Annotated in this window: 15 protein-coding genes; 7 read left to right on the top strand and 8 right to left on the bottom strand. The window is 61.5% G+C overall.

The window, feature by feature from the left end; genetic code table 11:
- Positions 1-36: 36 nt before the first annotated feature.
- On the top strand, positions 37-597 hold the full coding sequence (locus tag M622_RS35190; protein WP_021250413.1) for a vWA domain-containing protein: 561 nt from the start codon (positions 37-39) through the stop codon (positions 595-597).
- Between the two features lie 122 nt (positions 598-719).
- Positions 720-1,403, top strand: a complete 684-nt coding sequence (locus M622_RS35185; RefSeq protein ID WP_021250412.1) for an energy-coupling factor ABC transporter permease — start codon at positions 720-722, stop codon at positions 1,401-1,403.
- A gap of 50 nt (positions 1,404-1,453) precedes the next feature.
- Here the strand turns inward: M622_RS35185 and M622_RS40735 are convergent, their stop codons facing one another.
- The 6 genes from M622_RS40735 to M622_RS35160 form a co-directional block, all read right to left on the bottom strand.
- Positions 1,454-1,552, bottom strand: coding sequence for a flavodoxin domain-containing protein (locus tag M622_RS40735; RefSeq protein WP_281168230.1), 99 nt, complete (start codon positions 1,550-1,552; stop codon positions 1,454-1,456).
- Between the two features lie 44 nt (positions 1,553-1,596).
- On the bottom strand, positions 1,597-1,980 hold the full coding sequence (locus M622_RS35180) for a hypothetical protein (RefSeq protein WP_031347381.1): 384 nt from the start codon (positions 1,978-1,980) through the stop codon (positions 1,597-1,599).
- 87 nt (positions 1,981-2,067) lie between these two features.
- A complete protein-coding gene (locus M622_RS35175) occupies positions 2,068-2,931 on the bottom strand; it encodes an SPFH domain-containing protein (protein WP_021250410.1) in 864 nt (287 codons plus the stop codon).
- Positions 2,932-2,955: 24 nt separating this feature from the next.
- Positions 2,956-3,411, bottom strand: a complete 456-nt coding sequence (locus M622_RS35170; protein WP_021250409.1) for an NfeD family protein — start codon at positions 3,409-3,411, stop codon at positions 2,956-2,958.
- Between the two features lie 333 nt (positions 3,412-3,744).
- Positions 3,745-4,746 (bottom strand): recombination-associated protein RdgC, encoded by a 1,002-nt coding sequence (locus M622_RS35165; protein ID WP_021250408.1) that lies wholly within the window; start codon positions 4,744-4,746, stop codon positions 3,745-3,747.
- A gap of 84 nt (positions 4,747-4,830) precedes the next feature.
- A complete protein-coding gene (locus tag M622_RS35160; protein ID WP_021250407.1) occupies positions 4,831-5,304 on the bottom strand; it encodes an SRPBCC family protein in 474 nt (157 codons plus the stop codon).
- A 61-nt stretch (positions 5,305-5,365) separates the two neighbouring features.
- Between M622_RS35160 and M622_RS35155 the strand changes: the two genes are divergently transcribed.
- On the top strand, positions 5,366-6,100 hold the full coding sequence (locus tag M622_RS35155; RefSeq protein WP_021250406.1) for a 16S rRNA pseudouridine(516) synthase: 735 nt from the start codon (positions 5,366-5,368) through the stop codon (positions 6,098-6,100).
- Positions 6,101-6,127: 27 nt separating this feature from the next.
- On the opposite strand, the gene M622_RS35150 is transcribed toward M622_RS35155, so the two are convergent.
- On the bottom strand, positions 6,128-7,027 hold the full coding sequence (locus M622_RS35150; protein WP_021250405.1) for a hypothetical protein: 900 nt from the start codon (positions 7,025-7,027) through the stop codon (positions 6,128-6,130).
- Between the two features lie 455 nt (positions 7,028-7,482).
- Here M622_RS35150 and earP point away from each other — a divergent pair, with 455 nt between their 5' ends.
- From earP to M622_RS35130, 4 genes are all read left to right on the top strand, one after another.
- Positions 7,483-8,694 carry an elongation factor P maturation arginine rhamnosyltransferase EarP gene (earP, locus tag M622_RS35145; protein WP_031347379.1) on the top strand — a complete coding sequence of 404 codons (1,212 nt, stop codon included), beginning with the start codon at positions 7,483-7,485 and terminating at the stop codon, positions 8,692-8,694.
- A 66-nt stretch (positions 8,695-8,760) separates the two neighbouring features.
- The gene (efp, locus tag M622_RS35140) at positions 8,761-9,318 is read left to right on the top strand and encodes an elongation factor P (RefSeq protein WP_021250402.1); all 558 of its coding nucleotides are present in this window, start codon (positions 8,761-8,763) and stop codon (positions 9,316-9,318) included.
- A gap of 131 nt (positions 9,319-9,449) precedes the next feature.
- A complete protein-coding gene (locus M622_RS35135; protein ID WP_021250401.1) occupies positions 9,450-9,941 on the top strand; it encodes a hypothetical protein in 492 nt (163 codons plus the stop codon).
- A 31-nt stretch (positions 9,942-9,972) separates the two neighbouring features.
- Complete coding sequence (locus tag M622_RS35130; RefSeq protein WP_021250400.1) at positions 9,973-11,094, top strand: glutaredoxin family protein; 1,122 nt, start codon at positions 9,973-9,975, stop codon at positions 11,092-11,094.
- On the opposite strand, the gene M622_RS35125 is transcribed toward M622_RS35130, so the two are convergent.
- Positions 11,063-12,928: a cation:proton antiporter gene (locus M622_RS35125; protein ID WP_021250399.1), complete on the bottom strand. Its 1,866-nt coding sequence runs from the start codon at positions 12,926-12,928 to the stop codon at positions 11,063-11,065. The genes M622_RS35130 and M622_RS35125 overlap by 32 nt on opposite strands.
- Between the last annotated feature and the right edge of the window lie 78 nt (positions 12,929-13,006).

The raw sequence follows: 13,006 nt of genomic DNA, 5'->3' as shown, positions 1-13,006 counted from the left end.
ATTGACTGGCCACGCACGCTCGCGACCAAGGCCAACGTGCCACTCGAGCGCAAGCATCTACGCCTGCGTGCGCTGCCTGCCGGCAGCGGCGTGCTGAACTGCGTGCTGCTCGACTGCTCGGCGTCGATGCTGCAGGGGCGTCGGCTGGCGCTCGCCAAAGGCCTGTTGCTGGAATGGACAGCGCAGTTTTACCGCCGCCGTGAATACCTTGCCGTAATCGGCTTTGGCGGTGAGCAGGCAAACCTGCTGCAAGCACCGCTCAAGGCGGTGGCCTTCAACACCACCTGGATTGCCGAGATCGCCGGCGGCGGGGCGACACCGGCAGGTTCGGCGGTGGCACTGGCCGATGCCGTGCTGGCCAAGCCCCGGCGCAGCGTGCGCGGACAACACGTCGTGTTGTGGCTGCTGACCGATGCACGTTTCGACGAGATACCTCCGCGTCCCCGCCAAGCCGACGTGTGCATGGTGGTGGATTTTGATGAGGGCGCGCTGACGCTGGGACGCGCCGCGCGCATTGCCCAGGCCTGGGGGGCGCAGTGCTGGCCTGCCATCGAACTGGGCGGGGTCGCTGGCACAGACACATGCACTCAGGTTTGAGCCGACATTGAAATCACCATGAAGGAGGTAAAAACGCCCGACACCAACAGAACCGGCAGTCCTCGCCAGCCCCAGGGCATGGCACTCAACGTTTTCAAGCCTGTTTCAAAGGAGCACTTCTCATGCACATCGAACCCGGAATCGTCGAAGGCTCGAAAATCCTGCTCAGCTACGGTACCGCTGTTGCTGCGCTGGCCTTCACTGCCAAGCTCTCGTTCGACACCGTAAAGCGCGACGGCGCCGCCTCCCTGCTGCTGCGCAGCGTGCTCACCACCTTGCTGGTGTTCAGCTTCTTCGAGATCCTTCCCCACCATCCGGTCGGGGTCTCGGAGGTCCACCTCATCCTTGGCACCACCTTGTTGTTGATCTTCGGTCTGGCGCCCGCGGCGATCGGACTGGCAGTCGGCTTGCTGCTGCAGGGCAGCCTGTTCGCACTTCCCGATCTGCCGCAATACGGCATCAACGTCACCACCTTGCTGGTCCCGCTGTTCGCCACCAGTCTGCTTGCGAAGAAGATCATCCCCGCCGCTACGCCTTATGTGGATATCCGCTACGGCCAGGCGCTGAAGCTGTCGGTGGCCTATCAGGGCGGTATCGTCGTCTGGGTCGCGTTCTGGGCCTTCTATGGTCAGGGCGTCGGCGCCGAGAACCTGTCCGAGGTCCTCGCCTTCGGCTCCGTCTACATGAGCGTGATCATCATCGAACCCTTGATCGACCTTGGCCTGCTGGCCGCGGCGAAGTTCTTGAACGGCCTCAGGAACACGATGTTCGTGGAAAAACGTCTGTATTCGGGAAGTCAGGCCTGAGCGTCCGGGGGCGGGCGTGCAAGAAAACACCCGCTTCCACAGGAACAACCTTAGCGCGCCAAGCGGCGCGCAATAAAGGTGGCCACCACCGGTCGATGATGGCCGTAGCGGATACTGGCACCAATGACGACGGGATCGCAGGCTTCCAGAGTATGACCATCCGTCGTCTAGCATGCGATCAACAGCCACATCCTCATTTTCCCCTGAGAATGCCCTCGACCACCTTGCGCCCCTCCGAATACAGCGCCACCTGACCGTCTTCGAACTCGATGTTCATGCAGCCCTTGTTGCCGGCGAGTTTGCCGTCCAGCCACTCACGGCAATAGCGCCCCTGATCGTCTACCCACCAGCGCGCCTTGGCGCCGCCGGTGTCGGTCAGGCTGCCGTCAGTACCGAACTTCAGCGTGTAGGCGGACTCGGTGCGCAGGTAGATACCGATCAGGGTCGCGCCCTTGAGCAACTGCTCGGCCTCGGCCTTGGTACTGATGAAGTTCTGTGCCGTTGCAAGGCCACTCGCGGCTGACAAAGCCACTGCCACCAACAGGGCGCGTTTCGTGTTCCCGAGCTTGAGTTTCATGTTCATCCTGTTTTTTGTCATATCTGATGATGCATTGCGTAATTCTGCCCTGCTTGCATCAAGTTTGCAGCCCCCAGGCCCGCCAACTCAGCTCCGCACACCCAGTCTGCCAACGAGACCACGCAAGGTTTCCTGCAGGTCGGCGGGCATGATCACCACCTTGGAACTGCCGGACTCGCCCAGCTTTTCCAGCGCGGTGATGTATTTCTCACCCAGCAGGTAGAGCATGGGCGTGGTCTGCTCGCCGATGCCGGCCGACACGCGTCGGATGGATTCGGCCGAGGCTTCGGCGAGCATGACCTGCGCGCTGGCATCACGCTTGGCCGACTCCAGACGTGCCTCGGCCTCGAGAATGGCGGCTTGCTTGGCACCCTCGGCCTTGGTCACCGCAGCCTTGCGTTCGCGCTCGGCGGCGGCCTGCAACTCCATCGCCTTCTGCATCGAAGGTGAAGGCTTGATGTCCTGGATCTCCACCGACTTCACCGTCAAACCCCAGTCCACCGCCTCATCGGCAATGCTCTCGCGCAGCCGCGCCTTGATCTTGTCGCGTGAAGACAGGGCTTCATCGAGCTCCATTTCGCCGACGATGGAGCGCAATGTGGTCATGATCAGGTTGCGGATGGCCTCGGAGAAATCGGTCACGCCATACACTGCCTTGACCGGATCGGTGACTTTCACGAAGGCGATGGCATTGGTCAGGATGACGGCATTATCGCGGGTGATGACTTCCTGTTCCTGCACATCGAGGATGATGTCCTTGGTCACCAGCTTGTAGGCGACCTTGTCCAGATAGGGAATCAGGATGTTGAGGCCGGGGCGCAGGGTGGTGTGGTATTTCCCCAGGCGCTCGACCACCCATTCCTCGCCCTGTGAGACCAGTCGCACGCCCTTGGCGATGGTGACAACGACAAACACCAGAATGGCGAGCGCAATGGCGAGGCCTTCGGTCATGAATTCTTCCTTGACTTGAATTGATCAGGCTTTCGCCACCTTGATGAAACTGCCTTCGACGCTGACGACGCGCACGCGCTCGCCCGCGGTGATCGCAGTTTCGGCCATGCACACCCATTCCTCAGCGCCCAGCAGCGGGCGCTGGAAGCGCACCTTGCCGCGCTGGAAGGGGGCAACCGCGCTCACCAGCAGACCGACTTCGCCGATCACTTCACCCGCCGCGGTGCCGATCAGGGTCTTGTGCTGCGAACGCTTGAACACGCTGAACCACAGCACGACCATCACCACCGAGGTGATGATCCAGAGCGCGATCTGCGCCGTCAGCGCAAGCGTGGGCAGCGCCAGCACGCTCAATCCGACCAGCAGCGCGCCCAGGCCGAACCAGATGACAAAAAACGAGGGCAGGGCCAGCTCGAGCAGGACCAGCCCGAGACCGCCGAGCACCCAGTGCCACCATTCGATGATCAGAACGTTTTCCATGACGCGACTTTAACGCAGCTCTAGAGCGCTGAGTCTTCATCCCTCCTCAGCGGCGGTGGGAAAGCTGTGTTCAGCACCGGGAGCACTTTGTGGATAAGTCAAGGTTTGCCGTCGACGGCTTTTTTCATCAACAAACCCTACCTCGCTTCGGGTGCGCTCATACAGCTATTCATACATATCGCAACATTCTGTTTTCAATCACTTAAAAGTGGTTTTCCACAGAAAGTGCCGATACATGATCTTTACAGTCTTTTAAATATATAAAAACTGTGTACACCAAAAAAAAGCGCCAGAAATCAACTGGCGCCTTTCTTGAAACAGTCTCGAAACAACTCAGAACGGAGGGTCGTCTGCCGCAACCGGGTTTGAATCCACCACAGAAGCCAGCACAGGCGACGCAAGCGGTGTTGAGGCCTGTGCCGACTGCTCGGCCTGTGCCACACCGGTCTCGCCTCCCAGGGCTCTTACGATCGCTGGCAGCAGGTGAGCGAGCTCTCCCGTCATCAAGGCGAACTCGGCGTTGAACAGGGCTTCGGCATCGTCCTTGTCGCCGTCGATCTGGTCACGCACCACGTCAAGGAAGTCCAGGCGCTTGATCTCCAGCTTTTCGGTGAGCACGAAGCTGATCCGCTCATCGAAGGTCAGCGCCAGTCGCGTAGGCAGCTTGCCGGCTTCGAGGTGGGCTTTCACCTCGTCGCCTTCCAGGGTGTGACGCACGTAGCGCACCGCAGCCTTGTCCTCGCTCACCGAGCGCAGTTCGCAGTCCTGGTCGATGGAAAAACCCGCTGGCGCCTCGTTACCGGCCAGCCAGTCGGCCATCGCCGACATCGGTGACAGTTCGGTACGCAACAGGGTGAGGGGGAAGCTGTCCAGGGTATGGCGCAGCTGCTCGAGCATGTCTTCGGCCTTGCTCTGGCTCCCGGCATCAACCACCAGCCAGCCATTGACCGGATCGATCCAGGCATACAGGCGACGACGACGGGTAAAGGCACGCGGCAGCAGCTCCTGGGTGATCTGCTCGCGCAACTCCTTCATCTGCTTGCGACCGAGCTTGTAGCCTTGTTGCTCAGCCAGTTCCTCGGCGCGTTCGTCAGCGACTTCCTTGACCACGGCCGAGGGCAGCAGGCGATGCTCGAAGCCCAGCGCCACCAGCCACTGGCCGCCGACCGCGTGCACCAGCACCTCATTGTTGAGCGGGGACAGCCAGCCGCGGCTTTCCATGTCCTGGCTGCCGCAGGGGTGGAAAGGCTTTTTCGCCAGCTGCTCCTCGAGTTTTTCGACGCTCATGTCCCACTTTGCGGGCAAACGATAGATCTGCAGATTCTTGAACCACATACGGAAGTTTCCTTGTCGTGAACGCAAACGCACCCGCCGCCACGGCAACGGGTGCGCTTATAAAAAATGGCTTGCAAACTGGACTTACTGCTGCAGACCGCCGGATGCGGCGATCATGCGGATGACGCGAACCGTGTCGAGATCCGACTGGTGATAGGCTGAGCGCACGAACTCGGCATATTGTCCGTCTTCGCTGCCCGCGCCTTCGGGCAAGCTGGTGCGGTAGCGAAAGCGCAGGAACAAGGCGCCCGGCTCGGGTTCCTCTATGCTGATCGTGAGGCTGCCGCCGGCATGCTGATCGTTGGCCTCGGACTCGAAGCAGATCCACTCGAGCGTGCTGAAGCTGACACGGTCGCGAATGACCGTATTGCCAAAGTGCAGGTCGCGCACCAGCGCATCAGCGCCACGTTCGACGATGCGGCAGGCCTCCAGGCCGGGTAGAAAGGCGCGCGAATCCTCGGCACGACACAACAGCCCGAACCACAATTCCTCACGTGTGAGCAGCTCTTGCAGTGGATTGCTGAGGTCATTGACCTCGATCAGGTGTTCGAACTTCACGGACTTCTCCTGGACGACAGGCGCGACAGTTTATCCCGATGACCCCGAGGGTCGCGATAACATGCACGCCATGCAACTCGATCGACTTCTCCATAGCCAGGGCTTCGGCAGCCGCAAGGAATGCCGCGCCCTCATTCGTGCCGGCCACGTCAGCATTGCCGGCGTTTCATGTGAAGACCCCTTCGCGGATTTTGACCCCGGCAGCAAGGACGGTTCAGCCGGCCTTGAATTTCAGGTCGGTGAGCAGCGCTGGCACTACCGCGCCAAGGCTTACCTGATGCTGCACAAGCCCACGGGCTACGAGTGTTCGCACAAGCCGACCTTCCACCCTTCGGTGTTCACCCTGCTGCCGCAGCAGATGCTGTTGCGCGACGTGCAATGCGTGGGTCGTCTGGACCAGGACACCACCGGATTGATGCTGCTGTCCGACGACGGCCAGTTCATCCACCAGTGGAGTTCGGGCAAGAAGCGCACGCCCAAGCTCTACGAGGTGACGCTGAAGCACGCGGTGGGTGAGGATTTTGTCGCCCACTTGCTCGCAGGCGTTGAACTGCATGACGAGCCGGCACCGATCGCGGCTGCGGCCTGCGAACTGAGCAGCGAGACCACCTTGCGCCTGACGATCTGCGAAGGCAAATATCACCAGGTCAAGCGCATGATCGCCGCCGCCGGCAACCGTGTGGAAGCGCTGCATCGCAGCCGCATCGGCGGGCTGGACCTGGATGGCGCACTGGCGCCGGGACAATGGCGCTGGCTGGAGGCCGCCGATCTGCACACGCTGGCCACTTACGACTGAATCCTGACTTGCGTCGCAGGCCAGGACTCAGAAGTGCATCACCAGGCCTGCGCTGGCCGCCCAATTGGGTTCGCGCTCCGGATCTTCCTTACCTCTTGGCCAGAAATGGCCAAGAATGAGATCGGCCAGCAACCAATCGCGATAAACCGGCTGCGTCCATTTCAGGCGCGCGCCATACTCGCGCACATCGTCCCTGCTGCCTGTCTCACCATTGACCAGGGCTTCCAATGACAGCAGTTTGTTGTCGCCGTAGGTCTTGAACATCCCCACACTGCTCGACCATGCAAAGTCGTTGGTTTCCCGAGTGATCGTTGCCGCGTTCTGCCACTTGAACGACAGCGATGGTGTGTAGGCGTGCTCGAGCTCGAGCCAGGTGGTCGAACCAAAACCATCGCTGCTACGCCAGAACAGGGTTTCACCAAACTCGGCCCGATTCCTTGCCGACAACATCCAGTGCCGGCGATAACGTGCCTGGGTGTAAGGTTTCAGACCACCGCGCACGCCGACCCGAAAGTCCACGTAATCGCGCAGCTTGACGCCGAGGCCAAAAAATCCGGTCTGGTCTCTGCGGTTGCTCTCAGTCAGGAGTTGCTCGCGAGTGAAGCTTTCTGGCTGGTTGGCGGTGAGCTCGTCCTCGTTTTCCTTGCCGAAAAAAACGTAAGCCTTGTCGCGTAGGTTGGGCAGATCGAAGCGCGCGCGAAAGCGGATATTGGTATCCGTTCCTCCGTCCTCCTGCCAGCGCAATCGTACGCTGAGCCGCCCGTGAGACACCTTTCCCCCTTCGGAAAAGGGTTTGTCCCCAAACCAGTCATTGACCTCTTCGCCCAGCCAAACGGCAAAACGGCGCACGCCCCGGCGGGTGGTGTCGACGGCCTCGATGGTCTCGGCTTCGTCGGTCGAAGCTGCGGTCGCTGAATCCGGGTGCAACCGAGGCTCGGTGCTTGCGTTCGCGGATGGTGGCGGAGAAAGGGTGGAGCACCCACTCACTGTCAGCAACAGACTCAGGTACAGGAGGTGCCAACGAGACATTGCGTTTCCTCCGGGTGCTTGGTCTGGCGGCGATTGTACTCGACCTTGAGGCTTGTCCCGTCAGTTTCAATCCCGATTTGATGCGCTGCAGGCAGGCTGTCATGCGCAAGCTGGGTGAGGCTTCGTTCTTTATGTTTTTCTTTTAATTTAAAAGATAAACATGTAAACAGTCGGGAAAAATCTGTGGATAAGTCCGCCAGGGCTATGCTCCACACCGGTTTGATGATTGTAGAACTAGGTTGATCAGGGGTAGGAGGAGCTGTGCGTCAAATGTCCATCGTTTTTCCAGCATGCGCATGAGAGGCGCTTGTTCACAAGTCTTCCCCTTCTTTAACCCATAGATATCCACAGTGATGAATAGCGAATGCAAGACAGCACGGCCGCAATGGGAAATCTTCTGCCAGGTTGTGGATAATTTTGGGGATATCGGCGTTTGCTGGCGCCTGGCACGGGACCTGGCCCTGCGTACGGGGACGGCAGTGCGCTTGTGGGTCGATGACTGGAGTGTGTTGCAGGGCATCTGTCCCCAGGTGGTCGATGTGGATGAAAAGGCCGGCGGCCAGGTGGCCGGAATCGAGTTGCGGCGGTGGAATTCCACCCCCGACAGCGCCGAGCAGTGGCACTTGGCAGCTAACGAGGTCGAGCCTGGCGCGGTCGTCATCGAGGCTTTCGCCTGTACCTTGCCCGAGGCTCATGTGCAGACCATGCTCGGCCAGCAGCCACGCCCGCTGTGGATCAATCTCGAGTATCTGTCTGCCGAAGCCTGGGTGGCCGCGTGTCATGCCATGGCTTCACCGCATCCACGGCTAGGCTTGGTGAAGCACTTCTTTTTCCCTGGTTTTGATGAGCACACCGGAGGGCTGTTGCGTGAGCCTGGGCTGCTGCAGCGTCGCGCTGCGTTCCGGGATGATCCGGCTGCTCGCAAGGCGTGGCTGGCAGGTCGCGGTATCGAGCCTGGTGATGACAAGGAGGCCTTGTGCGTATCCCTGTTTGCCTACGCTCAAACCGGTCTGCCCGCGCTGCTGCAGGCCTGGTCAACAGGGCAGCGCAGCGTGCATCTGCTGGTGCCCGAGGGCCGCATGCTGGAGGCGGTGTGCTCCGCGCTGGGAAGCACGCTGCTGGCGGTTGGCGAGCACCTCAGCCGGGCCAGCCTGATCGTCCACGCCTTGCCGTTCACCGATCAGGATGGCTACGACGAATTGCTGTGGGCTTGTGATCTCAACTTTGTGCGTGGCGAGGACTCCTTCGTGCGTGCGCAGTGGGCGGGCCGGCCCTTCGTCTGGCACATCTACCCTCAGGACGAAAACGCGCACAGGCCCAAGCTCGAAGCCTTCATGGAGCGCTATGCCGCGCGTCTGGACCCACAGGCGGCAGCGGCGCTGAAGGCCTTCTGGTGGGCGTGGAACGGCTGTGGCGACGCGGTCGATGCGTGGCCGGATTTCCTTGCCGCACTGCCGATCCTGAATGCGCATGCAGAGCGCTGGTGCAATGAACGCGCAGCGCAGAAGGACCTCGCGTCGGCCTTGATTGCATTCTGCTCCCACAGCCAGATCGTGCCGGGGTAGAATCCCGGCCTGAATTTTCCCTAGACGTCAGGCCTGCCGCCGCGTCGATTTCATTCAGGAAACAGCATGAAAACTGCTCAGGAACTCCGCTCCGGCAACGTCGTGATGGTCGGTAGCGACCCGCTCGTGGTGCAGAAAGCCGAATACAACAAGTCCGGCCGCAGCTCTGCGGTCGTGAAGATGAAGTTCAAGAACCTGCTCAGCGGCGCGCCTTCCGAGGCGGTGTACAAGGCCGACGACAAGTTCGAAGTCGTGGTGCTCGACCACAAGGATGTGACCTACTCCTACTTTGCCGACCCGATGTACGTGTTCATGGACGCCGACTACGAGCAGTACGAAGTCGAGGCCGACAACATGACCGACGCGCTCAAGTACCTCGAGGACGGGCTGCAGTGCCAGGTCGTGTTCTACAACGGCAAGGCGATTTCGGTTGAACTGCCCAACAGTGTGGTGCGCGAGGTCGTCTATACCGAACCCGCCGTCAAGGGCGATACCTCGGGCAAGGTCATGAAGCCGGCCAGGATCTCGACCGGTTTCGAGCTTCCGGTGCCCGCCTTTGTTGAAATCGGCGACAAGATCGAAATCGACACGCGCACCGACGAGTACAAGAACCGCGTCAAATAAGCAGCAGCGTCGATCACAAAACAAAGGGCCTGTGAGAGGCCCTTTTGTTTTGTGCGTGTCGAACTGAGCGCCCCGGCGCTTGTCTTCCTTGGCACAATGCCAACGATATCTCCCACTTTGCAGACCCTGCCGTGATCAAACCACTGCTCCTTGCCCTTGTCCTGCCGCTTGGCCTTCTCCTTGCAGGCTGCGCGCCTGATGCGCCGGCAGAGAAAGCCGATAAATCCGCAAGTGAGGCGAGTGCAGCCGCACGTGAGGCACTCGACAAGGCCGGCGAGGCGGCAAAGAAGCTGGGCGAAGCCAGCTCAGAGGCCACAAAGGCAGTGATCGAGGCTGCAGCCGAAAAGGCGAAGGCAGGCAGCGCCGCCGCAGAAGAAGCGCTGCGCGAAAATTCCGACGTGGCGCGCGAAGTCACCGATGTCGGAGTGCGTGATGCCAAGGAGGCGGCGGAGGCCGCCGCCCAGCGCATTGCCGAAGCAACCCGTGGCGCAGCCCAGCGCCTGAAGGAAGTGGGTCAGGACGCCATCGACAGCGTTCGCCAGCGCGAACCTGCCACGGCGGTGGAGCCCGAGCAAGAAGCCGTCCAGTCAGCGAGCGAAGCCCCCAGCACTGCGGAAAAGTGACTCGGGTGAGCTTGGCCACACCCGCTTCGGCATGATCCTGCGCCTGTTGCTGCTGTTGTGGTTCGCGTTGCTGCCCACAGCGCAGCCTGCGTTTGCAGACGATCCTGTCGCCGCGCCGGCGCAAGCTGTGCTGCAGGTCTTCGTGCGTGAAGGCTGTCCGCACTGCACCGACGCCAAGATCTTTCTCGCCGAACTGGCACAGGCTCGTCCCGATCTCCGTATCGTCTATCGTTGGGTCGATCGCGATCCGGCGGCGCGTGATGAACTGATGGTGCTCAGCCGTGACGCGGGTTCCTGGCCACCCGGGGTGCCAAGCTTCGTTTTCGCCGATCAGCTCCTGGTCGGTTTCGATGATGCGGAGCATATCGGGCGCGAGCTCCTTGCCATGCTCGGTGAGCCCGCAAAACCACGTGAAACGGTTGAATCCTCGTTTTTCGGTACGCTCAGCGCCACTGAGCTGGGGCTGCCGGCGTTCACGCTTGCGCTCGGCCTGCTCGATGGCTTCAATCCGTGCGCGATGTGGGTGCTGCTGTTTCTGCTGTCCTTGCTGGTACGGCTGCAGGACCGCAGGCGCATGGTCCTGGTGGCCGGCACCTTCGTGCTCGTCAGCGGCGCGGTGTATTACGCCTTCATGGCCGCCTGGCTCAACCTCTTTCTTGCCGTGGGCATGAGCACGGCCTTGCGTGTCGGGCTCGCCGTGCTCGCCTTGTTGATCGGCCTGGTGAATGTGAAGGATTTCTTCGCCTTTGGTCGCGGCGTTTCGCTCTCCATTCCAGCGTCATCCAAACCCGGGCTTTACGCGCGCATGCGCGGCATCCTCAAGGCCGAAACACTGCCGGCTTCGCTCGCTGCCGTTGCGTTGCTCGCGGTCGTGGTCAACTTTGTCGAGTTGCTGTGCACCGCCGGGCTGCCCGCGATCTACACCGCGGTGCTGACGCAGCAAGGCCTTTCACCCTTGGCGCACTATGCTTATATTGGCCTCTACATCCTCGCCTACATGGCCGACGATGCCCTGATGGTGAGCCTTGCCGTGCTGGCGCTGGGCAAGGCCAAACTGACTGAACGTGGCGGACGCATGCTCAAGCTGGTGTCGGGCGCCGTGATGCTGGTCCTGGGGCTGATCATGTTGTTGCGTCCCCAGTGGCTGATGTAGCGGGCGCCTGAGCCCGACTCGTGCCGTTGCCGTCAGCTTTGGCACTGTTGCTGTCGGCATCGATGAGCGCAATGATCGACCAGTTCGCGGCGGGCTCGAGCTCGGTCTCGGCTGCGAACACCTCGATCCGCCCCTTGGGGTCGACCGCAAACAGGGGCGTGGCGCGTTCGCCGTGCACCGCGTGAAACTGCGCCATGCTGAAGGTCTCGGACAGGTTGGTCTTGCGCACCTCGGCCCCGCGATAGATGCGCCGCGACAGGTCGACATAGGTGATTTCGTCGCTGAACGCAGTGCGGCCCTCGCGCCGCGTGTCGCGGCGGCTGGTGCCGGTGCTGCTGCCAACGCGTAGCGAATACACATTCTTGACCCCGAACATGTCCTTGAAGCGACTGCAGGCCAGGGCGTTCATGTGGGCATCGGGCGTGACCGCCAGCAGGTGGCCCAATCCCGACAGGTCGAGGTAGTTCTCCGCATGTGCCGACAAGGGGTTGCCGTAGTAGGCTTTCAAGCCCGCCATGCGCGCGCGGCTGACGTTGTCCCACAAGGTGTCGCACAGCAGCACGCGCACCTTCTGTTGCTCGAGCGCTTTCGCCATCGCCCTGCCGAGCGGGTTTGCACCCAGAATCAGGAAGCCGGCCGCGGCGGGTTCGGACACGCCCAGCCTGCGGGCGATCCAGCCTGAGGTCAGACTTTGCAGCACCACGGTGCCGATGATGACGACGAAGGTCAGCGGCACCAGCAGCTCGGCTTGTTCGAAGTTGCGTTGTTCGAGCTTGATCGCGAACAGCGCGCTGACCGCGGCGGCGACGATGCCGCGCGGTGCGATCCAGGCCAGCAGGCTGCGTTCCTGCCAGGTCAGGCTGGAACCCCAGGTGCAGTACAGCACCTCGAGCGGACGGGCAATGAACTGGATGGCGAGAAACACACCGACGACGATCCAGCCCATTTGCTGCAAGTGGTCGAGGTCGAGTCGGGCCGCGAGCAGGATGAAGAGCACCGTTATGAGCAGCAGGGACAGACTTTCCTTGAACGACAGGATTTCGTCGATCGGTACGCCGCGGCGGTTGCCGAGGTAGATGCCCATCACGGTGACGGCGAGCAGGCCGGATTCTTCGATGAAGGCGTTCGATACGGAGAAGGAGCAGAACACCGCGGCGAGCGTGATCGTGTTGTACAGATAGGTGGGAAGCCAGTCGCGGCGCAAGGCCTCACCAAGCGCGTAGCCCGCCGCAAGCCCCGACGCCGTACCCACTGCGATCACGCTGATGAAGGCGAGCACCGTGGCACCGAGCGCATCGCCCGCCCCCGCGGACACCACGAATTCAAACACCAGCACTGCGAGCAAGGCGCCGATGGGATCGATGATGATGCCTTCCCAGCGCAGGATATTGGCGATGTTCGCGGTAGGCCGCACGGTGCGCAGCATGGGCACGATGACGGTCGGACCGGTGACCACCATGAAGGCGCCAAACAGGGTGGCGAGTTCCCAGCTCAGATCAGCGATCAGGCGCGCGGCGATGGTGGTCACCGACCAGGTGACGAGGGTGCCGCTGGTGACGAAACGCCGTACCACCGTCTCGATGCCGCGAATTTCGGAGAACTTCAGGGTCAGGCTGCCTTCGAACAGGATCACCGCGACCGACAGCGACACGAAGGGGAACAGCAAGGGGCCAAGCAGCGCATCCGGATCGAACCAGCCGGTGACAGGCCCGATCACGATACCGGTCAGGAGCAGGAATACGATCGCCGGTAAACGCAGGCGCCAGGCCAGCCATTGGCAGGCGCCACCGATGAGGGTGATCGCGGCAATGGTGAGCATCAGGTGTTCGCTCAAAAGGGTATCTCCATAAGCTCGGTTCATCGCCACACCTTGTGCTGCGGGCGGCAGGATGGGCGAATGATAGCCGATGGG

The organism is Thauera terpenica 58Eu (assembly GCF_000443165.1).
GTDB classification, from domain to species: domain Bacteria; phylum Pseudomonadota; class Gammaproteobacteria; order Burkholderiales; family Rhodocyclaceae; genus Thauera; species Thauera terpenica.
This window is presented reverse-complemented; position numbering and strand designations above follow the sequence as displayed.